Origin of the sequence: Paenibacillus sonchi (assembly GCF_016772475.1) — a bacterium.
Lineage (GTDB): Bacteria > Bacillota > Bacilli > Paenibacillales > Paenibacillaceae > Paenibacillus_AQ > Paenibacillus_AQ sonchi.
Map to the genome: position 1 here is coordinate 7,224,434 of NZ_CP068595.1, position 25,637 is coordinate 7,250,070.

General features: G+C 50.1%; 17 protein-coding genes and 1 pseudogene. 2 read left to right on the forward strand and 16 right to left on the reverse strand.

Going from position 1 to position 25,637, the window contains the following annotated elements:
- Position 1: 1 nt before the first annotated feature.
- From JI735_RS32530 to JI735_RS32560, 8 genes and pseudogenes are all read right to left on the reverse strand, one after another.
- A complete protein-coding gene (locus tag JI735_RS32530; protein ID WP_039833214.1) occupies positions 2-1,516 on the reverse strand; it encodes a carboxylesterase/lipase family protein in 1,515 nt (504 codons plus the stop codon).
- A 268-nt stretch (positions 1,517-1,784) separates the two neighbouring features.
- Positions 1,785-2,702 carry a carbohydrate ABC transporter permease gene (locus tag JI735_RS32535; RefSeq protein WP_039833212.1) on the reverse strand — a complete coding sequence of 306 codons (918 nt, stop codon included), beginning with the start codon at positions 2,700-2,702 and terminating at the stop codon, positions 1,785-1,787.
- Between the two features lie 15 nt (positions 2,703-2,717).
- A complete protein-coding gene (locus tag JI735_RS32540; protein ID WP_083886397.1) occupies positions 2,718-3,635 on the reverse strand; it encodes an ABC transporter permease in 918 nt (305 codons plus the stop codon).
- Between the two features lie 155 nt (positions 3,636-3,790).
- Positions 3,791-5,488, reverse strand: coding sequence for an ABC transporter substrate-binding protein (locus tag JI735_RS32545; RefSeq protein WP_039833215.1), 1,698 nt, complete (start codon positions 5,486-5,488; stop codon positions 3,791-3,793).
- A gap of 138 nt (positions 5,489-5,626) precedes the next feature.
- Positions 5,627-5,959, reverse strand: coding sequence for a sensor histidine kinase (locus JI735_RS36635; protein ID WP_411830146.1), 333 nt, complete (start codon positions 5,957-5,959; stop codon positions 5,627-5,629).
- 111 nt (positions 5,960-6,070) lie between these two features.
- Positions 6,071-7,347, reverse strand: a pseudogene (locus JI735_RS32550) (sensor histidine kinase); the annotation flags it as partial.
- Positions 7,348-7,359: 12 nt separating this feature from the next.
- The gene (locus JI735_RS32555) at positions 7,360-8,916 is read right to left on the reverse strand and encodes a response regulator transcription factor (protein ID WP_039833209.1); all 1,557 of its coding nucleotides are present in this window, start codon (positions 8,914-8,916) and stop codon (positions 7,360-7,362) included.
- 232 nt (positions 8,917-9,148) lie between these two features.
- Positions 9,149-10,486, reverse strand: coding sequence for a glucuronoarabinoxylan endo-1,4-beta-xylanase XynC (locus tag JI735_RS32560; protein ID WP_039833208.1), 1,338 nt, complete (start codon positions 10,484-10,486; stop codon positions 9,149-9,151).
- Positions 10,487-10,722: 236 nt separating this feature from the next.
- Between JI735_RS32560 and JI735_RS32565 the strand changes: the two genes are divergently transcribed.
- Positions 10,723-11,577 (forward strand): AraC family transcriptional regulator, encoded by an 855-nt coding sequence (locus tag JI735_RS32565; RefSeq protein WP_039833207.1) that lies wholly within the window; start codon positions 10,723-10,725, stop codon positions 11,575-11,577.
- A gap of 7 nt (positions 11,578-11,584) precedes the next feature.
- On the opposite strand, the gene JI735_RS32570 is transcribed toward JI735_RS32565, so the two are convergent.
- Positions 11,585-13,561 carry a hypothetical protein gene (locus JI735_RS32570; protein WP_202676819.1) on the reverse strand — a complete coding sequence of 659 codons (1,977 nt, stop codon included), beginning with the start codon at positions 13,559-13,561 and terminating at the stop codon, positions 11,585-11,587.
- Between the two features lie 148 nt (positions 13,562-13,709).
- Between JI735_RS32570 and JI735_RS32575 the strand changes: the two genes are divergently transcribed.
- Positions 13,710-14,567, forward strand: coding sequence for an AraC family transcriptional regulator (locus JI735_RS32575; protein WP_039833204.1), 858 nt, complete (start codon positions 13,710-13,712; stop codon positions 14,565-14,567).
- 17 nt (positions 14,568-14,584) lie between these two features.
- Here the strand turns inward: JI735_RS32575 and JI735_RS32580 are convergent, their stop codons facing one another.
- The 7 genes from JI735_RS32580 to JI735_RS32610 form a co-directional block, all read right to left on the reverse strand.
- Positions 14,585-16,204, reverse strand: coding sequence for a response regulator transcription factor (locus JI735_RS32580; protein ID WP_039833203.1), 1,620 nt, complete (start codon positions 16,202-16,204; stop codon positions 14,585-14,587).
- A 121-nt stretch (positions 16,205-16,325) separates the two neighbouring features.
- Positions 16,326-18,062 carry a sensor histidine kinase gene (locus JI735_RS32585; protein ID WP_039833202.1) on the reverse strand — a complete coding sequence of 579 codons (1,737 nt, stop codon included), beginning with the start codon at positions 18,060-18,062 and terminating at the stop codon, positions 16,326-16,328.
- Positions 18,063-18,164: 102 nt separating this feature from the next.
- Positions 18,165-19,010 (reverse strand): carbohydrate ABC transporter permease, encoded by an 846-nt coding sequence (locus JI735_RS32590; protein WP_039833201.1) that lies wholly within the window; start codon positions 19,008-19,010, stop codon positions 18,165-18,167.
- Complete coding sequence (locus tag JI735_RS32595; protein WP_039833200.1) at positions 19,007-19,969, reverse strand: carbohydrate ABC transporter permease; 963 nt, start codon at positions 19,967-19,969, stop codon at positions 19,007-19,009. Before JI735_RS32595 ends, JI735_RS32590 begins: the two co-directional genes overlap by 4 nt.
- A 432-nt stretch (positions 19,970-20,401) precedes the next feature.
- Complete coding sequence (locus JI735_RS32600; protein ID WP_039833199.1) at positions 20,402-22,474, reverse strand: alpha-glucuronidase family glycosyl hydrolase; 2,073 nt, start codon at positions 22,472-22,474, stop codon at positions 20,402-20,404.
- A gap of 72 nt (positions 22,475-22,546) precedes the next feature.
- Positions 22,547-23,875, reverse strand: a complete 1,329-nt coding sequence (locus JI735_RS32605; RefSeq protein ID WP_039833198.1) for an ABC transporter substrate-binding protein — start codon at positions 23,873-23,875, stop codon at positions 22,547-22,549.
- Positions 23,876-24,110: 235 nt separating this feature from the next.
- Complete coding sequence (locus JI735_RS32610; RefSeq protein WP_325175646.1) at positions 24,111-25,577, reverse strand: glycoside hydrolase family 43 protein; 1,467 nt, start codon at positions 25,575-25,577, stop codon at positions 24,111-24,113.
- Positions 25,578-25,637: the final 60 nt, after the last annotated feature.

The following is a 25,637-nucleotide window of genomic DNA, read 5'->3' on the forward strand; positions in this document are numbered from 1 at the left end:
CTTACTTGAAAAACTGCTGCACGAGAAACTTCATGATCTCACCCGGCTGTTGTCTGGAAAACTCGGCCCGATCGGCGAAAAGCATCCCGTACGGCGCTTCAGGGGTGTAGGGCTCCCATCGAGGCAGTTCCTCTCCTGTCGAGTCCTGGCCGTTCGGGTCTCCTGAACGGATGAAATTGGCCCAATAATTGCACATCTGACGGGCCAAATCATAATGCTTACCGACAAACGGTCTCCAGCATTTGGCTAGTGTCTCAAAGAAAAACCAGAGATCCACCGAGTGGAAGGTGCCGGGGTTGTCCCAGCCTGGTATTTCAGCATCGAAATTATAATAGTACAGCGGGGTTTCGCCGCCGGTGCCGGCATTGGCCTGCGCAGCAATACGAATCGCATATTCTATCCCGCTCACCGAAGCTCTTTTCCTGGTTTCCTCCATATTGTCCGCCTGAACGCCGCAAAGCTCCAGAAATGCAGCGGCATCACCGCCGAACATGCCGACGGCCATCTTTTTGAAATCGTCAAATGTCTCAGCATCCGGGACACTAAAAAACTCGGAGGAGGTATGTCCGAATATTACCGGCACCTTCGAGCGCTTGTTTTGCAGGAACAAATCAAAAGAATTGCCTACGCTGAACACCTGATCTGTGACAGTACCCCAGAATCCCCCGTACTCCACAGCCTTGTCCCGAAGATAAACCGCATCCAGCTGCCGGGCTTCCGCAAGCGAGGATACACCCAGATCATTAAAAAACGCGATCCCCTCCTGTTCAGCTTCTGCCAAATGGCTCCGAAGCGCCGGCATGAGCGTTCCCGGGTAAAGCTTCGTAAAGATCCCGCTTTCAACAATCGCCCTCTGAAAGAGGCCTTCGTTCTGAGGGGATGTGAGCTGGCTCATAACGCTTCCGCCCCCGGCGGACTGTCCGCCGATGGTGATGTTGTCCGGGTCGCCGCCGAATGCTGCGATATTGCGCTTGACCCATCTTGTTGCCGCCTGTTGATCGAGGTTGCCAAAGTTAGCCGGTGCATCCGGCGCTTCCGCCGTTATTTCGGGATGGCATAAAAATCCGAAGACATTCAGGCGATAGTTGATCGTGACCACCACGATGCCCCGGCGGGCAATGCGTTCGCCGTCGAATTCCATTTCGGCCGGATGGCCTACCTGCAGGCCCCCGCCAAAATACCATACATATACCGGAAGCTTCTCATCCATACGTTTGGCTGGTGTCCATACATTCAGGTAAAGGCAATCCTCGCTCATGGCGATATCCGGTTCCACGGCCCATTCCCGGGTATAGATGTTGTCATCGTCGAGCTCTTGTCTTACCTGCATTGCAATTGGCGCGAACTCGTATGCTTGCAGCACTCCCTCCCAGTCACTTGCCGGCTGCGGGGCACGCCAACGGTTTTGGCCCGTGGGTGGAGCCGCGAAGGGTATCCCTTTGAAGCTCGTAATCCGTGGGTCAGCTGCCGGCAGCCCCTTTACCGTCCCATTTTCAACTTTTACAACTCTTAGCATGGTATCGTCTCCTTTGACAGGTGTATAAATTGGCGTACATTTAAATCCATGGATTACGCTCTTTACGCTTAGCGACCACTTTCAAATGCGTTGAAGCAATATTAAATGTATTTCAATAACAATCTTTATCCTTACAATAAAAATTGTAATTTACACCCCTGTCTAAAACAATGATCTAAGCAGAAATATAATTGATGTATTCTAATATTGCCTGGAGAACGACTCCCACCAATTGTACGGCAACTCCAAGTGGAAAAAGGGCGTAGAATCAGCCCTTCACCCCGCCGACAGTCATCCCCTGAACAAAATATCTCTGCAGGAACGGATAGACCATCAGAATCGGAACGCTGGCAATAATCGTCATCGTCGCCCGCAGCGAAGTGGGCGTAACCCTAACCGCATTTTCCGCAGATTGGTAGGCTTCCACCGCTCCTGCCGTTGCAGAGGTATTGGTGGTCTGCAAGATTTTCATCAGTTCATACTGCAGCGTGCTTAATTTGATATTCGAGGAATTGTACAGAAATACATCAAACCAGGAATTCCATTGTCCCACAGCCACAAACAAGGATACGGTCGCCATGGCTGGAATCGTTAGCGGCAATACGACGCGGATAAAAGTAGTAAATTCTCCGGCTCCGTCAATCCGGGCCGATTCCAGAATGCCTTCGGGGAGGCCTTCAATAAAAGAGCGGATGACAATCATGTTGAACACCCCGATCACCCCGGGAACAATATAGACCCAGAAGGAATCCGTCAAACCCAAATTACGAATAAGCAGATACCCGGGGATCAGGCCTCCGCTGAAATACATGGTGAACACGAAGAACAGGGTCACAAATTTGCGGAGCACAAACTCCTGGCGGCTGACAGTGAAAGCCAGCATTGCTGTGCAGAAGACGGAAACCGCAGTTCCAATCACGGTGCGCAGAAGTGAAATTAAGGTCGCATGGTAAATATCTGATTCCCCGAAGATATATTTATAATTGTTCAAGGTCCACATCCGGGGCCACAAATAAATGCCGCCTCTCACGGCATCGTTGGCGTCGTTAAGAGAAACGGCGATCATATTAATGAAAGGGTACATGGTGACGATCATCAGACACACCATAAAAATGATATTGCATATATCAAATATCCGGTCCCCCAGACTGGAATTGCGCAAGCGGGACGATTTTCCGGATTGCATGACGTAGACCTCCTTTTAGAATAATCTGCTTTCTCCCATTCTCTTGGCAATATGATTAGCGGAGAAAAGGAAGATGAAGCTGACTACGGTTTTAAATATGCCTGCCGCTGTCCCCAAGGAAAAGTTGCCCATCCCCAAACCATACTTCAGCACAAAAATATCCAGGTTTTCTGAATAATCCAAATTCATCCCGTTGCCCAGCAAATATTGCGGCTCAAATCCGGATTCAAGAATATTCCCCAAGTTCATAATCAGCAGGATGATGATAACCGGCTTGAGTCCGGGAAGCGTAATATTAAGCATCCGCTGAAAGCGGCTCGCTCCGTCGATTTCAGCCGCCTCATATTGGGAAGGGTCGATCGAAGTAATGGCCGCCAAATAGATAATGGTGTTCCAGCCTACATCTTTCCATACCTGGGTCACACCGAGAATCCCCCAAAAATAATTTCCTTTCCCCATCCACAGCTCCGGTTTATCCAGAAGATGCAGCTTCGTCAGCAGCAGATTAATGATGCCGTCCGGCGATAACACGGTCAGCACAATACTGGACGCTACAACCCAGGAGATAAAGTGCGGCAAATAGCTGACGGTCTGAACGACACGTTTAAAAATAAGATTTTTCAGCTCATTTAGCAGAAGGGCAAGCGTAATCGCTGTAACGAATCCCAGCACCAATTGAATCGTACTCATCACTAAGGTGTTTCGCAGGACCCGATAAAAGGTACTGTCCTCAAACAGAATTCTAAAGTGCTTCAGCCCCGCCCATTCCTGCTCCGAGTAGCTTCTGGCCGGCTTATAATTCTGAAAGGCCATGGTCCAGCCCCAAAGGGGAAGATATTTAAACACGAAGGCCCAAATTACGAAAGGAATACACATGAAAGCCAGTGTCTTCTGCTGGATAAGGCGTTTGAAGAATAAATGGGTTTGATTCATTCCCGTACCGCTGGCTTGCGGGTCCGAGTTTCGAGAATATAATGGTTTCTCCACTTGTATTAACTCCCTTCCGGCTCCTTACAGAATAAACCTCGGGGCCGAAAGCCTCTCGACATCCGACCCCGGGTATCTAACAACCGTTCACAATCATTGCATTACCATTTGCCGGCGACTCGGTCCTGTACCTTTTTCGTAATGAAATCCTCATACGTTTTCTTATCCAGCTTGTTGAACTGGTTCATGTAGTCGTCCCAATTCTTATCGAAGTTGGCCGGGCTGTCTAAAATCATCGCAGGCAGGTATTTCCGCTGCAGATCGTCCGCTTTGGTGATAAACATCTGTTCAGGCGATCCTTGTTCCAGTGCGATAGACCAGGCAGGAGACCATGGACGCTCATCCGGATTGCTGAAAAGCTCGCTGAAGGTCTTCACGCCATAGGCTGCAAGCAGCTTCTTGTCACCCTCCGTATATCCGAAGGATGCTACTTCCGGCTGATTGCCCGGACCGTAGGCATTGCCATCCTCCAGAACGGAGTTGTTGCCGTAACGCGGCCAGCTGTAATTGAAATAGTCGAACCCGAATTTTTGACTTTTTTCGGGATCTTCATGCATTTGGCGCTGTTCGTCATTGGCGTAAGTGAAGCGGCCGTTCGCATCCACGGCATAGCTCTGGTCCTTGATGCCCCATTGAACCAGGATCTGATTTTCCTCTTTCAGCAGGTTATCGAAGTACTTAATAATACGGGCCGGATCTTTGGCTTTCACAGTGATGCCAACCCCGTAGTTGTTGACAAATCCAGGCGGGTCAATATACTGATCCTTGATTCCTTTGTCGAATACGATAGGCAGCGCAACATAGCGCTTATCATCGTCACCGGCTTTCTTCAGGTTGTTGGTCGCATCCCCAACCTGCCAGGAATAGCTGAAATAACCGAGGACGCGTCCGGAGGTCAGCTTCGCTAAATACTGGTCCCTGTTCATGGTGAAGGATTCCGGATCGACCAGGCCCTGGGCATTAGCCTCGTTCAGCTTCTGCATCCACCGCTTCTGATATTCGGAGCCCGCCACCAGCTTGGCCTCATGGGTCTTCATATCCACCATCGTACTGCCGTCGTTGGGATAACCGGCCAAGTGCATGGCCGGATTCTGAAGGGTAAAGAAGCTGCCCTGTTCACCGGCGAAGGTAGCGAACCCGATGGTATCCTGGCCGTTCACCTGCGGATGTTTGTCCTTATACTGCTTCAGCAGATCGAAATATTCATCCAGTGTAGTAATTTTGGGGTAATTGAATTCCTTCAGGATGGAGCGCTGAATATAGAACCCGGTCTGAAAATTAGGCTCGGAAACGTAGCCGATATTGGCTCCATAAGGGAAAAAGTAGAGCTTACCGTCTTTCTGTCTGAATTTATCAAAGTAAGGTCCATATACACGCTTAATGTTCGGGCCATACTTTTCAATCAGATCATCAAGCGGAATGAAAGCACCTGCGTCCATGAGCTTTGCCATCTGGCCGCTGGAATCGATAATGTCTGGGTAGTCTCCGCTGGCGATCATAACTCCGGCTTTGGTATCGCCATCGCCAACCAGATATTCTATGTTCCAGTCAACACCGGTTTGGGTCTGCAATTCTTTCCCAATAGTGGTTTCACTGCCCAGGATTTGCTTTTTGGGTGCGCCAAAGCTGAAATACTTGTAGGTAACAGGCGAGGTATCCCCGCTTCCGGATGCGGAGTTCCCCTTAGCTGCCGGACTGTTCGACGCACCGTCAGACGAGTTGCTGCCATTGCCGCAGCCTCCTAAAGCTGCAGCCAAGACAAGTGCCAATCCAGCGGTTAGAATTTTTCCTTTAAACATTTGGACTTCATCCCCCTTTAGATTTTTTAAATCACCTTCAGTCTTGTAAGCTCTTTCAATATAACAAGAAACCGCTTTCTTGATTACCCGGCAAACCATACCTTGTACTTTGAAATACATATCTATCCCACCGGTATTTTAAGGCGCCGCTTCCATCAGCGGGAGGGAAATCTCAATATGCGTTCCCGTCCCTTCCCGGGCATCCATCGCAAACTTAAAGCGGTCCTGGAAGCAAAGCTTCAGACGGTAATATGCATTTTTCATGCCGACCCGCTCGCCGATGTCGTCATTCTCTTCCAGATACCCCTTGAGCTCCTCCAGCTTCTCCGGGGACATGCCGATCCCGTTATCCTCCAGTCTGAAGATAAGCCTATCCCTCTGCGCTACGACTGAGATCGCGATAATCCCTTTATCCGGGCTCGATTCGATACCATGGATACTGGCGTTCTCCACGAAGGGCAGCAGAACCATTTTGGGAATCCGGTGCTCAAGTGCTGCGGGGTCAGCGACGATACTGTACTCCAGCTTGTCACCGAAGCGGTATTGCTGAATCGTAAGAAAGCTTTCAATCAGCTCCAGCTCCTCGCGGACAGTAACATAGTTATGGCTCCAGGAGACCGATTTGCGGAACATTTTCGCCATATGCTGAATGATCTTCGCAGTTTCTTTTTCCCCTTGATGAGGCTTCGCATGCGGACCGATTCCAGCGAATTGAACAGGAAGTGGGGATTGATCTGGCTGTGCAGGGCATGAAGCTGCGCCTGCTGCTGCTTCAGCTCCAGATTCTTCTTCTGGATATCCGCCACATAGACTTCATTAATCAGACTGTTGACCGTCTCGGTCATCCGGTTGAATTCGATGGTCAGCTGGCCGATTTCGTCTCTGGCCTCTTCGTGGGGAATCGTCTGGAAATTTTGCGCCTTCACCTTTTTCATATGCTTGAGAATCCGTACCAGCCGCACGTGGATTGACCTAGACATGGCCGCGATGATGATCGAAGGCAGCACAAAGTTGATGCAGGCCAGCCAAATGACGAAAGAACGCGACTTCCGGACCTCCTTCAGCACATTTTCCTCATCCATGACACCCTCCAGTGTCCATCCCTCCAGATAATTAATTCCGCTGTAAACATTTTTGAATGCAAGAGAGTTCTTGGGAAAGCTGATCTCCTTAAAAGGAACACCTTCCGGCAGCTTCGCCGCATCGTTCTCGTACTGTACTCTCCCCTGGGGGTCCACCAAATAGACCATGCCATTAAATGTACTTCCAAAAAAGATCTGGTGAATCCGTTCCATGTTCAAGTCTATTTTGACGAGCTGCTCGATGCCGCTGGTGTGGTAATTGTTTAATTTTTGAATCAGACTGAACTTCTGCTCGGAATAGATAAAGGTCGGATAACGGGAGGAAGAGGCCTTGGACTGTCTATACCAGTCGGTATCGCGGAGCTTGTCGGTTAACCGGTCAATATAGCCGGAGGCCAATACGGTAGGATTGTCCGTATACACCTGATACCAGCGGACCCCCTGCGCATTTTGATCGGCAAGAGCCCCCCTCAGGTAGGAATTGAAGGTTTCCACATAGTCCTTCTCGCTGGTAAATTTGCGGGTAATTGTTTTGTTGAAAATGGAGTCGCCATACAGGGAGTAAGAAAGGCCTACCCCTTGATCGATAGTCACCCGCAGTTCGTTTTTCAGATTGTCCAGCGCCATGTCCGCGTCGCGGATTTTTTGATTCCGCAGATTGGAGGTAGTCACGTTATAGAACACAACATTGGTCAGCACTATGGGAATAAATACCGACAGCACGTACATCAGCAGCAGCTTGTCGCGCAGCTTCAAATAGTTCAGGAATTTTTTCATAGGACCGCCCCGCTATTCTTTGTCAATCAGCATGTTCCGGTATTCAGACGGCGATATCTGTTCCAGCTTTTCGAACTGGGTCACGAAATAATCGGCATTCTGAAAGCCGACTCTGCCTGCAATCTCATACATTCTCAGATCGCTTTGCCGCAGCAGCTTTTTGGCTTCCTGTATCCTAAGCTCCAGGAGATAATCGTTGAAATAGATGCCGTAAGTTTTGCGGAACAACCGCCCCAGATACACAGCATTCATATAGAACTCGGCTGCTATGCTCTTAAGGCTGATATTCTCGCGGTAGCGGGTATCGATATATCGTTTGACCAGCTTGATTCCTCCCAGGCAGTGCTCCTTGCGGAGCCGGGCAATATATTCTGCCGCTTCTTGGATCGCCTGCAGGAAATGCTCCTCCAGCATCTGCAGATTCCAATGCCCGTGTCTCCGTTCAGCCAGCTCCTTAAGCCGCAGAATTTCCTCCTCATTGCCGTCCATTTCCTTCATTACGCCAATGATTCCCGTCATGCACCGGGAGAGGGAGCCGGCCACGGCTTGCGGGGTGAAACGCTGCTCATGGAACAACCGGAACATGCGGTTCACGGTTTCCTGGTAGTCCTTCTTGTTTCCCTCTTCCAGCTGCATGATCAGCTGGTTTGCGAGAACCGGACTCATATCAAATACGTACAGGGGTTTATCTTTGATGTCCGAATACATAATGACTCCGGTGTGCTCGGCATATTTATGCCTGGCTGCTTCATTAGCCTCCGCATACGAGCGGTGAACATGGTCCAGCGTGTCAACGGGATCGCCCGCATAGAGGCTCAAACCCGTATCCAGCCGTTCCGATAGGGCCGCACGAAGCTGCTCCAAATGAAGCATAAGACCGCCGTGTCCGCCTGTGATCCCGTCCGTACTGAGCAGTATTCCGAAGGTCCCCGGCTGCTGCTCAAACACCGGAATGCCGGCACCTCCCTCTTCAAGGGAATGAAGCGCCTCCTGGAACTGCTTCACAGTGGCTGGCTTGTCCCGCACGCCCGCATGAATCTCGGTCACAGCGTACAGGAAGCCGCTCTTTCCTTCCAGTCCCAGTGCTGCTGCATAAGGTTCGGCATCCTCCGCCTGAAGATTCTCCTGCACCAGCGCTTCCATGATGGCACTGGTTGTGAGATCCTCATTAGTCAGAGCGGCGATCCTCTTCCTGCCCATGGCATAGGACAGCTTCCGCAGCGCTGCGGTCATTTCCTCTTCATCAATGGGCTTCAGAATGTAGTCGTGAACGCCATAGCGCAATGCCTGCTGGGCGTACTTGAAGTCGTGGAAGCCGCTGATAATGATGAATATCAAATCCAAGCCGGCATGTTCGTTCACGCTGCGGATCAGATCCAGCCCGTCCAGAATAGGCATCCGGATATCTGTAATTACCAGGTCAGGCTCAAGCTGCGTGATCATGTCCAGCGCTTCCGCGCCATTGTTCGCCTCTCCCACGATGCTCAATTTGAGCGATTCCCACGGGATTAATTCCAGCAGCCCTTTGCGGACATATACCTCATCGTCTACCAGCAATACTTTGAACACGATCGGGTCCCCCTTCTGACAAAAAATATTCCGCCGGTGGTTCCCGCCGGCGGAACTTGAATAGTTTTTTATTGTATTATATTAAGTGTCCGCGATAGTATCCTTGTATGTTATCGTTAATATATTGCGTGAATTCCGATATTTCCGTAAAAAAAATCTTGGCCTGTAAACGCACTAGGTAAGCTGCTGATTCACAAGCCAAGATAAAATTTATTTATGGCACTACATAATCTTACTGGGCAGGCACAGTAATACTGGTTTCAGCTTCATAAGTAGTTTCGCTGACGGTGCTTCTGCCGTTCCCAAGTGCAGCTACAAAGGTAGTTACACTTTGGGCAGGAAGCTGGGCGGTAAAGGAGTTGTTCGACACATTAATAGATGCGCCGGAGGCAACTTTTCTGCTGGCGTCCGTGATCCATGTGGATACGCCCGATGCAGTGCCATTCTGCAGGACAAAGTTTTGGCTTACGGCTGAAGTGCCTCTGTTAATGGCAACAATGACAACCTTGTTATCGCCTTTGTATGCCGAGGTGTAGACGTTGGTGTTGGGATTCTTCGTGGCGTCAACTCTTACATATCCCGGACGGATAAATTTGGAGAACTGGGCCATGCTGTCCCCGCGCTTGCTGATTGTGCCATCCTCATTCATCGGACCGTATTGTCTGCGGATATACCACCACACATAGGCCTGGAAATCTGCCTCTGCCATAGCATTGTGCATATGATAAGCAACATCCAGGGCCTCAGGCCAGCGGTTCGCAGAGTTGTTGTCACTGTTGGGATAGTACACCTCTGTCATCCAGAGCTCTTTCCCTGCCCCTTTTTGCTTAAAAAGCGGATAAGGAAAGTTGCTGAACGAAGTGCCGTAAGTGTGCGCACCCAGAATATCCATATTCGCTAGAGCCTGTGTATCATTCAGGATAGGGTCAGACATATTCTTCAAGTAAGAGAACGACTCGGGTGCTATAACCCTGCAGTTAATAGAACCGGCATTATTTTTCATAAAATTAAGCATTTCCGCCGGCGTCCACCAGGTCCAGGTATGTGCATAATCCGGTTCATTTTGTACAGAAATCGCATATAGATTCACACCGTTATTCTTCATGTACGTAACGAAATCGTTCAGATGCTGCGCATACGCGGCGTACTTATCGTACCTCAGCCGTTTGGCGGACGTGTCCCCGTTGCGGTTGAAGGTCTCCGTCATGCTGCTGGGAGGGTTCCAGGGTGAGGCGAAAACGATAGCTCCGTGTGCGATAGCAGATTTGGCAGTTTCTACTTCTCTGTACCAGTTATTTTTATTCTCGTCCACATAGATCCGCAGGACAGAGAACCCTAGCTGGTTTGGTCCATTGCCAAAAGCAGTTTCTCTTTGCGCCGCAGTCAAATCTCCAATCCAAGCCGGGAGGTTGATGCCGCCAAACCCGCGGATCACTTGTTTTTCTGCTGACAAATTGACGGTCACATTGCTTGCTGCTGAAGCCTTTGGAGGTGCAGGTACCAGCATTACCGACAGCACAGTAACACATGCCAATAATGTACACAGTGATTTTTTTACCCCTGAAATCATTCTTCTCAGCTCCTCATAAAGTAATTTCCGCCAAAACCCTGCTCTTGTCACCTCCTGTCTGACCGAAGCGGCAGCAGCACCTAAAATAAGCTTGTCTATATTTCTTGCAGCACTTGCAAGCGCTTCCTTTTCCTGTATTATATTAAGTATCTGCTGAATAATCCTTGCAAATAAACAACATTATATTGCGTGGGTACTTATAATTCCAAAAGATACAATAAAAAGGATTTGATATTATGAGTCTGGATCTAAACTATATTTTCGCCCCGATTAAAGAGGAATTGATTTGCTTCCATAAAGCAACAGATACGGAGCTTATCAACCCGGCCTTGCCTTATCACCGCCACGATGCCTATGAAATTTATTTGTTCCTAAGAGGCAATGCCTACATGTATCTTGAGCAGTCCTGCTACAGATTGGCCCCTGGCGATTTAATCATCATCAGTCCCAGCGAAATGCACCGGTGTATCTGTATCGACAATCAAATGTATGAACGAATCGGGCTGAATATCAAGAAGTCCGCCTTGCAGAGGCTTTCAAGCCATCGCTCTAATCTATTATCCTGCTTCGAATCCCATCCCTTCGGGCAGAACAATCTGACTCGGCTCTCCCCGGACCAGATTGCGTTTTATTGCGGGCTCACAGAGAAATTGATCTCCTGCCTCCACTCGGAGGCATACGGACAGGATCTTCTGGCGGAATCCTATGTTACCCAGCTGCTTGTGTTCGTCAACTCCCTGTATCAGTCTTCCACATACAAATCGAATAATCTCATGCCCGAGCTGGTCAGCAATACGATGACCTATATCAAGGAGCATCTGGTCGAATCTATATCTTCTGAGCAGCTGGAGCAGGAGTTCCATTACAGCGGCAAATATATAAGCCAGCAATTCAGGGAGCATACCGGACTGACGATACGCTCCTATATTGTTGACAAGCGCATTTCACTGGCCATGAACCACCTGTCCGCCGGAAAGACTGTAGCCGAGGCCTGTGAGCTTTCCGGGTTCAGCGACTATGCCAATTTTATAAGAAGCTTCAAAAAAATAGCCGGCATGCCCCCGGGGAAATATAAATCCATAAAATGCTAATTAACGACTACTTGACATCCGCCTCCCAGTAATCGCCAACCAGGCCTTCAATAATACTGCCGCTGGCCCAAGGCATCAGACAGAACCAGGTGCTTGCCGGGGAACCGTCGCTGTAGGTCTCCGTTACCAGCCCTTCGGAATGGCAATATCTCTCGGACATCCATCCCTTTTTCCCGTGATCAAATTCCCGGTCATAACGGTTATAGGTCTGGCATCCCCAACCGATGGTATCCAGCATCCGCTGCCGGACGTAAGGATCTTTACGCTGCTGCACGAAGTAATAAAGCTCATCCACCAGGTTGCTTGACATTGGATGAATATGGGGATTAGCGACAGAGGTAACGCTTCCCCCGCAGCTGGACCAGCCCACGGTGCTGAGCGGCGGCACCTTAACCGGTGAATTGTATGCGAACTTGAAGGTGAACTCGTAGCCGATCGCATCTCTCATATGATCAAGATACAGAGCATCGCCAGTGAGGGCGTGGAGATATCTGACTGCCTTGATGTATGCCAGAATCCCTTCGGAGTCCACTGCTTTATCCGCATCAAGCGGCGTTCCATAACATTCCATTCGTCTCACATAGGTTTCATAATAATGCTTCTCGCTGCGCTTCAGGCTGTCCAGATGCGTGCTGTCCCCGGTGAGCCAGCTGTAGTATGCCATAGCAGCCATGCACCATGTTCCGCTGAAGGAATCATATTCAAGCCCGGCACCGGTCCGCTCGGATAGGATGGCCGGGTATTCATCATCCGAATTTTTGCTTTTCTCCAATACCAGGAGAACCTTCTTCACGAAAACCATCCAGTCCTCATGGAGGATATTGTGGAGCCGTCTCTCAAATTCATAGGCCTTCATAATATAAAATAAAGCCTGCGCACACAGATAAGCGGAATGTCCAGGTGTGCGCATTCCGTCAAACCACCAGCCGTTAATGCTCCATTTCCCCTCCTGATACGCCTCATAAGGCAGCCCGGAAGCCGGGTTCAAGGAATTTTCGGCAATATTCTGAATACAGGAAAGCGCCTGGCGGCGCATAGGCTCGTCCCCGAGCCGCAGGGCAGCCATTAGAACCGGAACGGCCACAGGCAATCCGTCCGTCCAGCTGATCGAGATTATTTTATTGTACCGGTATCCGTCTGTTTCCTTGTCCTCATATACAAAGGTGGAATAACTGCGTTCTTCGGGCAGCCACGCATATTGATAAATCGCCTGAGACAGATCGGCTGCAGCCGTCTGGAGATCGCTGCCCGGTCTTGGAGGCTGATGATAGCGGGAATAGATTTCTTCAATTACAGCATTGATGCCCAGCTCAGATTCAGCTTCGTACTCATACAAATCCAGTGTGAACTCCACAGACTCCGAAGCCGCCAGTTCAAAACAATTCTCACCAAGAGGAGCCCGTTCCTTGACCAGACGCGATTTGATGAACAACAACGGAGCGTTCTCATACCCGAGTGTATACCCGACCGTTCCTTTGGCCAGTGAGCAGGTATAGCCGCTGTATTGGTAGAATTCACCGGTCAGCTCCGGCTTCCATTGGGTTTTGCCCCCATCCTTGCTTACAAAATACGGACTGGCACAAAGGCCAAATATCTTGCCGTTGTCATATACAAGCGCCGCCGGATGTGACAGCCGGTCGCTTCGTACCATCCACCAAGGAGAGGAAGGGCGTGAGGGGCTGCCTTCCCGCAATCTGGGGAACTCATTCGGAACATTCTGCGGAGCTTCCCCGCGGTTACGGCCATACATAAAAGCCGGCAAAAAAAAGCGCGGATTGGCCTTGGCAAACGGCAGCTCCACATGAATCACTCCCGACCACGTTGCGCCGCTTAGATTCGTTATCCGTACCCTTGCCTGAAACGGCTGTTTGGCACTGCCTGTACCGCCTGTGATCTCTATGGATGCGTGTAGTCCATGCCCATTTAATCCGTTATATTCAGTATCTTCTTGAAATTTGCTTCTTGCAGTTATGATCAGCTCCATATGCATATCCTCCAGTCTGGTGTATACCCAAAATCGCTTGCAATGTTCATCCCAACATGCTAGGATAATGACATTTTAAAGTAGTTCCAGAGAATAATCATTGCATATCCCGCGGTATTTATTGCGCGAATTGACCTGGAGGTAGCAGATGAACGATCCTTTTGAACTTCGTTATGATCCCATCAAAAAAGACTTTCTCTACCTGCACCGGATTACTACTTATAACATGGGGACTTTTTATCACCGGCATGAAGCATACGAGCTGTATTTGTTTTTGCGCGGCAACGTCAACTTTTACATTGAAAACAGCTGCTACCATTTAGTACGCGGTGATTTGCTTGTGATCAATCCAGAGGAAATGCACCGTTCCTTCAGCCTGGATGAATCCCAGTATGAGCGGATTACCATTAACCTCCAGAAGTCTTATCTGCACCGCCTCTCTACTCCGGCCACGCAGCTATCCGGGTGCTTCGACTACCGCCCGAAGGGGAAAGGCAATATCGTACACCTGGAGGAATCCCAGCTGCAGCAATTTCTCGGGCTCACAGGCACTCTGGAGGAGGCACTCTCATCGGAGGCGTATGGATCAGATATTATAGCCAACAGCGCTATCGCTCAATTATTAGTCCTGACCAACACTATTTTTCACAATGCGAGCTTTATTCCTGCTGATATCATGCCGGAGCTGGTCCGCAAAACTATGGATTATATTGAAGCCCATCTCGGACAGAACATTACGCTTGAACAACTTGCCGGAATCTTTCATTTGAACAGCACATATATTAGCCGCCAGTTCAAAAAACACACGGGCTTAACACTCCGTTCCTATATATTGGATCGCCGGGTTTCCTTGGCCAAGTCCTATCTCCGTGAAGGTCTGAGTCTTACCGAGGCCTGTTATCAATCCGGCTTCAGCGACTATGCCAATTTTATCCGCAGTTTTACCAGGATCGCCGGAATTTCACCTGGCAGATTCGCCAAAAAAAACGCAAACCTCCCGAAGTAGAAGGCTTGCGTCAATGTCTAGTTTTTTATCAGCTCCGTAGGATTCATACCGGTAATTTTTTTGAACAGTGTGCTGAAGTAGGGAATGTTCTTATAGCCGACCCGTTCGGCCACTTCATAGACCAGCATATTCCGCTCCATGAGCAGCTCGCGCGCTTTCTCGATCCGCACCCGGGTCAGGTAGTTATTGAAGGTCTCACCGGTAATATTTTTGAAAATAATGGACAAATGGTTCCGCGAAATGAATACCTTATCCGAAAGCTCGGCAAGTGTCAGCTCTTCCGCATAGTGCTCATGAATGTAACTGGTCATGAAATCGACAACCTGTCTATGCTTGCTGCTGCCTTTCCATTGCCTGCTGCTGCAGATCCTGGTGATCTTATCCATCAGCCACCTTGCCAGCTGATCCGGTACGATCAGGCTGCTGATCTCCTTGGCAATCTGGTCATTGGTGAACAGGTCATCCAGTACCAATCCGGATTCATATAACGAGTAGGTTATAATTCCCCACAGCTCGCTTCCAAGCATTTGCACGTATCCTTGGGAAAGTCCCTCCTGCTTGTTCATTTCCGTGATATAGTCCAGTACAAGCTGGTGGGCTTCGGCCTCCTGCGAAGCCTTCATCGCTGTCGCCAGCTTATAAGAGAACTTGACCGGAAAGAGGGCGACATCTCCCAGCTCGCTGCTGCTGTCCTCCCGGTACATGTACACTTCATGTGCGGAAGCAACGCGCAAGGCTCTTTGATCCATTGCGCGGAAAGCTTCCTCCGTGGAGTCGGAGAGCTTCGTCCATGTATCCTTCACTCCCCCGATCCCTATCCGTGTCACCAGCTTAAGATAGCCGCCGATGCTGTCATTCAGCCTGATCCCCAGTTCCTCCAGCTTCCCCTCTAACTGTTCGGGATGCCTTGGACCCGGATGAATAATCAATAACGCCCGGGTACTGTGCAGCTCTGTGTATTCCATATCCGGGAACAGCTTGCGCGCTACTTCACAAGCAATATTGCTGACCGCAAACCGGAACAGGTTCCAGTCGGAGACGGATAGACATCTGGCCCGTTCATCACGGATCAGTTCGATGCCAACCGTGACATGCTTACGCTCCTGCCAGTAAAGGTATGACGGCGGAAGGCGTGTGCTGTCTTTGTAGGCATGGTCCAGAGTACCGACAGCTGCGGAGCGAACCCACTCTTTTTCCACAAAAGGCTCGTACAGCGTCATTTTAAACTCAAGCTCCCATTGCCTGATCCGCTTCTCCTCTTCTTCCTCAAGCTCCTGTACGACATTGCTTAGAATCGATTTCAGCGTCGGCAGACTGATCGGCTTGGAGACATAATCGGTCACATGAAACCTTAGCGCTGCCCTCGCATGCTCAAAATCCGAATAACCGCTCAGTATAATGATTTTGCCCTGGAAGCCTTCCTTCCTAAGCTGCTCCATCATATCCAGGCCGCTCATCACGGGCATATACAGGTCAGTGATCACAATGTCCGGTTGTGTACGGCGGATTACCTCCAGTCCGTCCTCTCCGTTCATAGCCTCCCCAACCCATTCAGCTCCCAGCTCATCCCAGGGAATCGCCCCTTTCATCCCCTTTAGAACTTGGCGCTCATCATCAATGATTGCGATTTTCCACATTACCCCTACCTCCTTAAACTCCGTAAAAACTAAGCACGACAATATCTGCTCTACAGTAAGGAAGCGCTTACCGCACACCGTTCCGTATCTTGTCTACAGCTCTGCATCTGAATGATAAGGATCAGTCCTTCCCGGCAGGAGGTTCTGTCAGCAGCGGCAGCATAATTTCCACTCTTGTTCCACCCTCTTCACGTTCTCTTAGCGTAATCCCGTAACTCTCCCCGAAATACCCGGCGACTCTCTCCCGCACATTGCGTATTCCATAGCCGCCTGTATGGCGTTTATGGGGGCTGTGACCGGGCTGCTTCAGTCCGGCTCCGTTATCATCAATGACAATGTGCAGAGCATCATCAAGTCTCTCCATTACGATAGACACATAGCCGCTGCGCTGCTTGTTGAAGCCATGAACGATGGAATTCTCCACGAACGGCTGTAGTGTAAGCTTGGGAATGTATAACTCCTGAAGCTCAGGCGCTGCCTCAATCCTGTATTCAAGCCCTTCACCCCAGCGCAGCTGCTGGATTTCCAGATAACACTCTATATGCAGCAGTTCATCTGCTATCGTGATAAAGCTGTTGCCGTTAGACAAGCCGATCCGGAACATGCGGCCCATCAGCTCCAGAATACGGCTAAGCTCATCCTGTCCGGCCTCAATCGCCATCCAGTTAAGCTGATCCAGCATATTATATAGAAAATGCGGATTGATATTGGCCTGAAGCGCCTCAATTTCAGCTTTCCGCTGCTGTTCATAACGCCGCTCAAGCGAGAGATACAGCTCCTCAATCCGTTCGTTCTGCTTGCGGTAGCCGGAGAATAAATAACCGAATTCATTCTCATAATCCACGGGAAGTTCCACATTATCGCCTCCAACGGAGTACATGCGCATCGCAGTTACAAGATTTTTGATCGGCTTGGTAAACTGTTTGCTCAAAAAATGGGTCAGCAGCAATACCAGCAGCACTGCAGCGATACCGATCAGGCCGATCCACTCCGCCAGCTTCAGGCTGCTTGCCGTGATCTGCTTCCAGGAGGTGAATTCGATCAGGGTCCAGATGGAATTATCCATCCTGGAATAGACGAGCAGCGTATCGCGGGAGCCATCGGTGGCCGGGATATGGACATAACCCGATTTATTGCTTTTGAGATCAATCCAGCGGGACCAGTCACTCTGGTCCATGGCATCGCCTATTTTCATAATCTGCTGTCCTTCGCTGTCCGCCATAATCCGGTTAGATCCGTCGGAGTTGCCGGTCAGCAGCTTCCGGATCTCGTTGGCCTTGATGTGGACGACCAGGACACCTAAATAGTCATTCTCACTTATGATTTTCCGGGAAAAGCTGAGCACCGGAACCTCACCTTGCGCGCTGGGGAATTTATATTCCCTGGACCAGCAAAAATCGCTTTTCTCCAGACACCCGGCCCCTACCTGCTTGTTAAGATCCGCAAGGTTCCGGAACTGGATATAGCTTTGCCGTTCACTCGGGATAGGGTTAGCCATATACAGGTCAATCCCTTGAATCAGCGGAATCGCATAGGTCAAATTCGCGAGTGCGCTTTCAACACCTGCACGCCTGCGGTACCTCTCAAATTCATCCTGCCGGTTCAGGAGGAAATTAGTAAGCTCGCTGTCGCGGGAGCTGGACAGGGATATCTGCTCGATCATGACCAGCTTGGTCGTAATTTCATTATTCAGCTCATCCAGCAGCTGCTGCTGATAATGGGAGGTGGTCTGTACGAGCGCCTTGGACGAATTGCTGTAGCTTGTCCATGCGGTAACAACGATAAGGGCAATAAGGACAATGGCAAAGCTATGAAAGAACAGACGGTCGATTCTATACTTTTTAAAAGGATTGATCAAATGCTCTACCTTCCTTCGTACTCCCGTTCAGACACAATAAACGGTAAAGCTGCGAAGGGCATTCGACGCTTTACCGTTAACGGACCAATGTTTTTTTACATTTTATCCTTTAATTCCTGTGGTTGCAATCCCTTCAACGAAATATTTCTGAAGGAACATGAAGACGATGGTTGCCGGAAGTATAGATACCAGTGACATGGCAAGCAATTGGCCCCACTCCGCCGCAGATTGCGAGTCATTGATCATACGCAGCGCGAGTCCGACCGTATACTTGTCCACGCTGTTGATGTACAGGAGATGGCCGAGGAAATCGTCCCAGTTCCACAGGAAGCAGAAGATCGTCACGGTAACGATTGCCGGAAAGGCAAGGGGCATAACGACTCTCCAGAAGATACCGAACCAGGAGCAGCCGTCAATTTTCGCCGATTCGTCAAGCTCTCTTGGAACGCCGCGGATAAATTGGATCAGCAGGAAGACGAAGAAGCTGCCGCCCGCCCCGGTAGCAAGCAAATGCGGAACAATAAACGGCAAGTACGTATTCACCCAGCCCAGTTGATGGAACAGCGCGTATTGAGGGATGATCAGCACTTGTCCGGGCATCATCAGGGTCAGCATCAGGATGGAGAACCAGAAGTTCTTGAGCGGAAAGTCCAGTCTCGCAAAACCGAAGGCCACCAGGGTACAGGATAGCAGCGTTGCAATGATTACCGCGAATTCCAGTCCGAAGGTATTGAGATAGAAATCGGTAAACGTGTGTCCGGGAACCGATGTCCAGCCTTTGGTGAAGTTGCTCCATTGCGGGGCAGTCGGGAAAATCGACGGAGAGCCCAGCTCAGTGCTGTGCTTCAGTGAAGCACCGACCCACCAGAGCACCGGATAAACCATAATGAGGCTGAAGAGAATCATGAACAGATGACGGAACGCCGGCTTCCATTTTAGAGTGGTCATTTACGTTTTTTCCCTCCAGTGTCTGTTTCATAGAATACCCAATACTTCGAGGTGTAAGAGATCAGAACCGTTGCAGCAATAATAGCGACCAGCATAATCCAGGCCAGTGCCGAAGCATAACCCAGCTCATAACGGCTGAATGCCCTTTCATACAAGTACATCGCATACACATAAGTGGAGTTCATCGGCCCGCCGTTCGTGATCACAAAGGCTGAAGTGAACATTTGGAAGGCACCGATAACGGCCATTATCAGGTTGAAGTAGAGAATGGGTGAAAGCATCGGCAGTGTGATGCGGAAAAATTGTGTGATTTTGTTGGCCCCATCCACAGATGATGCCTCGTACAGGTCGTTTGGAATCTGCTTCAGACCCGCCAGAAAAATAACCATGGTGGAACCGAATTGCCAGACCGTCAGCAGGATCAGCGTGCTGAGCGCCGTATCGGGACTTGTAATCCAGCCCTTCCCTTCAAAGCCAAAGACGCCAATCAGTTTGTTAAAAATCCCGTCTACCCCAAAAATGTTGCGCCAGAGCAGCGATACTCCGATACTCCCTCCGATCAGCGACGGAAAATAAATCGCCGTGCGGTAAAAGCTTATTCCTTTTACGGCCCTGCTAAGAATTATAGCAACGAAGAGAGCGGCTATAAGCTTCAAGGGTACGGAAGCCAGCACATACATGAAGGTTACCTTGGCGGATTGGATGAATTTGGGGTCCGCTGTAAAGATACGCTCATAATTGCGGGTCCCGATCCACTTCATCGGCTGCAACAAGGTGTAGTCGGTGAATGAATAGTACAGGGATAAGAATAACGGATACGCCGTAAGCGCCAGAAATCCGATCAGCCAAGGCGAAATAAACAAATAGCCTGCAAGCGGAGCGTTCCATCTGCTGCGAAAGTATGAGCTTTTTTTCGTCTTGGCAGCAGATTGGGCTATAGCGGCTGTGGAACGGTTCATCTGTGGTCACCTCTTGTGGTCAATTTTTATACTTTAAGTATATAATCCGCCCACCGCCCGCTAAAGGAGGGGAATGCTCGAATTCTTTCAAAATATAACGATAAAAAAAACAACCGCTCCAAAATCAACAGGGGCATGCTGAAGACGGATCGCCCTATTCCTTCACGATTGATCCGCAGCCGTTACGGACAGGAAAGCCGTTATTGCAGGAAGATTCGTCTATTCCAGAGGTAAACGGACTGAGATGCCCTTATTTGTCCCTTTCCCCTTGATTCCAGGCTCATTCGAACGAGATAACGGCTCCTGAGTCCGTAACTGCTGAAAAAGTAAGATTTTTGGCAAAATAAGGGCTCCTCTGTCCGCTTCAGTCTGCGGATGGGAGCCCAATCCTTCAAAAAGAAGCGGTATTCACCGCCTCTGCATTCCAAAGCATTAATAGATGGTTCTTCCCCCTTGATCGGGAATGCCGCTCTTCCGGAAAAAGTACGTATTGATTCGGTCCCGCCACTCTTTGGCATGCCCGGCCTGTTCTGCCAGACGGTCCGCTACCTGCCGGTATGCCTGTTCACCTACCTGGTCCTTCACCAGCTCCCAGGCGGCGGCCAGCTGGCTTGCCCGCTCCGCACCGGCAAAATGTGTATCATAAATGTGCTGAATCACGGTTTTGCCGGAATGGAGCACATGGGTATACGGGACATGGTGGAAAAAGAGCAGCAGCTCATCCGGACAGGTTTCAAGCGACTCGTACAGTTCCATGTTATAACGGGCATATTGGGAGGTATACCCGGTCCCGGTTGCTGTGGTACGGTCCACACCAATCCCATAACAGTCTGCGAAATGATAAGTCCCCCACATTGAATATTCATATCCATCCACATTAGGGCCGTAGTGATGGTCAGGATTGACCATGAACCCGACGCCCAGCGGGGCTGTATACGATTCATAAATCTCCCAGGAGTTCATCAGGATGTCCAGTATGGTCTGAACCAGCAGCTCATGGGTGCCAAAGGTGAGCATAATCCATTCCAGAGCAATTTTCTCGGCAGACATCTCCGGATTCCAGGCCAGACGGCCGTAGCCGAACAGATTCGCCTGGGCCAGCAGATGGCCCGTCCAATTGGTGTCATTTCCAATATTGGAGACGGCGGCAAACCCGCTGTAGGCATTGCCGTGAACACTTCCATCCACAATGCGTTTGACCGTAGTTCCTTCACCTTGGAGATGGGTATCAAAGTTTAGAATTTCCTTCCACTGGGGGACCAGATAGCACACATGGCGTTGCTGTCCGGTATACTCCTGGGCAATCTGAAATTCAATGACTTGATTGGTCTGCGGCATGGCTCCAAGCAGCGGCGAGACGGGCTCCCTGACCTGAAAATCAATCGGTCCATTCTTCACCTGCAGGATGACATTATCCATGAAGCGACCATCCAGCGGCTGGAAATGGTCATAGGCCGCCCGCGCCCGGTCCGTGGTCCGGTCGCGCCAGTCCTGCTTGCAGTTATACACGAAGCAGCGCCAGATGACGATGCCGCCATGCGGCTTCAGTGCTTCGGCCAGCATATTGGCGCCGTCGGCATGATCTCTTCCGTAGGTGAACGGTCCCGGCCGGTTCTCCGAATCGGCCTTGACCAGAAATCCTCCAAAATCAGGAATTGCTGCATATAGTTCCGACGCTGCGGCCCTCCACCACTCCCGGACGTCTGAATCCAGCGGATCTGCCGATGGCAGGCCGCCGATCTCCATCGTGCTGGCATAATTGACGCTCAGGAACAGCTTGATTGCATAGGCGCGGAAGACCGCTGCCAGCTTCGCCACATCCGGCAGGAATTCCGTCAACAGCCGGCTCTCCACCCGGTGGACATTCACGTTGTTGATCGCGATGGCATTGATCCCGCTGGAGGCCAGCAGGCGGGCATAATCCTGGATACGCTGAAGATTGCCTGTGATCCGGTTATCTTCATAAAAAATAGATTCCCCGGCGTATCCCCGCTCCACACTCCCGTCCATATTGTCCCACTGGTTAATCATGCGCAGCTGATTGGCAGGATTCTCTACTATATTTAAATGCTGTACAGAGCCGCCTGTCCCCATAATGCGCAGCAGGTGAAATACTCCATACAATATACCAGCGGATGTGACTGCTCCGATGGCAATATTACCGGTAAGGCTGTTGGTTTGAATCGCATAGCCTTCCGCTATTACAGCACTGCTTATATCTTCATTGAACAGTTCATCTATACCGGTGCCGGTTCCGAAAGTTCCTATTATAATACCGGGAGTACTCTCAGTGTTACCTGATACGGACACCTTGGTGCCCGTGATCCCCTCCAGGCCTTGAGACAGCTCGGTCACCGCCGAACGAATAATAACATCCTCCTGGGCATCAACTACAATATGTTTGTACACCGCATATTGATCAACATTCGCCCCCGCCCTGTTCCGGCGGTACTGCTGCCAGGCCAGATATCCGTCTCCGGGGTGATACAACACAGAATTACTCATGATTAAATCCTCCTTATGCCAAATCAAATGCAAGGCCCGGAACAAGGCTTGTTCCGGGCTTCGTCCCTCAAATTATTTTTCGTAAGATTGTGCCGCTTCTTTCAACTGCTCAAAGGCTTTCTCCGGTGTGACTTTTCCAAAGCTAAGCTGATCCCGGACAAGCACCCAGTCCTTGTCAATAAAGTTCGTCCAGCCTCCTGCTCCAGCGGACCAGGTCTGGCCATCCTTTTCCGTGGCACGGAGGAGTTCTAATCCAACCTTGTCCAGATCGCTCATGCTTGCTTCCAGGGAAGTGGAAATTTCCTTGTTGGCCGGCAGGCCGCGGAAGGTTTGCAGAATCTTGCCCGCCTCCTGATCGTTCACAAACCAGTTAATGAATTTTTTGGCTTCTTCGGCATGCTTGGAGTTTTTGGAGACAGACAGGTACATCGACGGTTTCAACCATCCGCCTGCTTCTTCCGCACGCGGCATAGTTACAAGTGCGTAAGCGCCTGGTTTAATACTGTCCCATGTTCCCAGGTTGTTGGAGAAGCTGTACCGGAACAACACTTTGCCCGCTGCCAGCAAGTCCATTTGCGGATCATTTTCCTTGTCAGATGCGTTTACGTCCGCCGGAGGAACCAGCCCTTCCTTGCGCAGCTCTTCAAATTTCTTGGTCCATTCCAGGTAGGCAGCCTGATCTACGTTGAAATGACCATCATCCGTGATAACCTGACCTTTACCTTTGGCGTATTGGTAGGCCGAATACATAAAGTAGTTGCCTGCATAATCCAGGGTAAAATATTGTCCGCTTGGCAGTTTGGCTTTGGATTCCTTCGCTAAAGCGAAGAAGTCATCCCAAGTCCAGCCATTGGCCGGATTCGCAATCCCGAGCTTATCCATAGCAGCTTTGTCATACACCATGCCGAACGCTACCGAACCCAGAGGTACCGCATATTGCTTGCCGTCAAGCTGACCTCCGGCCAGTAATTTGGAGTCGAATTTGCTGACATCCACCTCAGGTGCCAGCTCAGTTAATTGCTTACGGGACATCCAGTCCGGCACCCAGCCCGGATCAAGCTGAACAATATCCGGTGCGTTATTAGCCGCAGCTTGAGTCGATAATTTGTCCAGGTATCCATCCATGCCGGAATACTCCGGCTCAAACGTAACATTCGGGTTGTTTTTTGTGTACAAGTCCAGCGCAGCCAGGGTTGCCTCGTGGCGCGGCTGGGAACCCCACCACATAATGCGCAGCTTAACCGGTTCATTGCTTGGTGCAGCCGTTGCGGCAGTATTCGTACCAGCAGGTTCTGCAGAAGATTCCGCATTGTTATTGTTCCCGCCGCCGCCGCATGCTGTCATCGTCCCCAGCAAGGCTGTCATGGCCAAGACTGTAAGAGAACGCTTCCATTTCAACATCTTTAACCCTCCAATTTATTCTGTATTATCTTGCTACACCGTTATAGTAACAATTATATATAGAAGTTTATATGAGAGCGATGCACGATTTGTTTTAAAATCTCACGGAAATGCGCTGTTCAGATATAAACGGCAAAAAGCCGGGGCGGAATTTCTCCATCCCCGACTGTCCTTATTTCTATATGACCAGTATGACCAGCAAATGGTCAAACTCTTTTTAATTTGGATAGACGCTTTAATATGCACCATATTCAAACCAATCAAAATCTGCAACATTATCAGTGGCCGTACCGTTACCCGTACAATACATTCCTATGCAGCAGCCTACAAATCCGCCTGCCGCCTCGGTGCTTAAACTGCTCGTATCCACATGTTCCGCAACCAAATGATATTGATCTCCGTCGGTACTGTAATAGAAGCTCAGCTCCTGGCCTCTCGCAGCCATCTTCAGATACAATCGCTGAGCCTCTACATCTGTCTGCGCAACGTTCGTCTCCCCGCCATTGAAGCAGGTCACAACACGCAGGGCTTGCCTGTCGTCGTGCAATACGCGCTCGAACCGGATATGAAACTTATCATTTTGAATGACAGCAAGCCCTGCCGCTTCATGGATGCTGCGCGCTTCAAACTCCATCACAGCGGCAGCCGTATAATCAAAATGCTGTTGCCGCAAACAGACAAAGCTGAGGTTATCCTGATCCTTGAACGTTTGAGGCTTTAGCTTCAACCGCAAATATCCTTTGCGTTCTGTCAATGAATACAAATCCGCCTGCGGATTTCTTAAGAACATCCATTTCAGTGCCAGCTTGTCACTGTCAAAATGGTCACAGCGCAATTGCGGCTCCACCGGAACCGGCGTCAGTCCCATAACCCCCTGCTCCTCCAGAATTCCCCGGCCCTCATTAACTACAGGCCACCCATCCTCCCAGCTCACTGAAGCAAGGAACGTCTCCCGCCCCAAATTACTATAGCCGCCCCCGTAAGGACGTGAAGCGAGCATCACCATAAACCATTGACCGTCTTCAGCCTGAACCAGATCGGCATGCCCCACATTAATAATCGGATAATGCCTGCCCAGATGGCGGTGCGTAATGATCGGGTTGTTCGGGTTCCCGGCATAGCCTTCTGTCAGCTTCTGGCTGCGTGCAACGGTCACTGCGTGATTGAGACCTGTTCCTCCCTCAGCAATCATTAAATAATAGATGCCATCTTTCTTGTACAAATGCGGCCCTTCCGGCCAAATCACGTCCGCCATGGCGCCTCTCCAAAGTACATAGCTCTCACCTGCAAGCTCCATGGTCTCCAGGTTCAGTTCCTGAATCCATACTTCCCAGTTGCCGTCGTAGCGTACTCCAGCTGAGTTGGGCCTTGTACCCAAATAATAAGCTCTCCCGTCATCATCAAAGAAAATCGTGGGGTCAATCCCTACCGCGCCTTGAATAAAATGAGGTTCCGACCATGGTCCGGCAGGATCGGTTGCTGTAACAACGAAATTCCCCCCATGGGTTACATTGGTCGTTATCATATAGAACTTGCCCTCATAATAACGTATCGTTGGAGCAAAAATCCCCTGGGAGTGCCCGGCTCCCTGTAAGTTCAATTGTGAAGGACGGTCCAGCACATTGCCGATCTGCTTCCAATTCACAAGATCACGGCTATGGAAAATCGGCACACCCGGAAAATAAGCAAAGGTCGATGTCACCAAATAATAGTCTCCCCGACCCGGCATACCGACGGGTCCGGATAAAAACCAGGCATAATC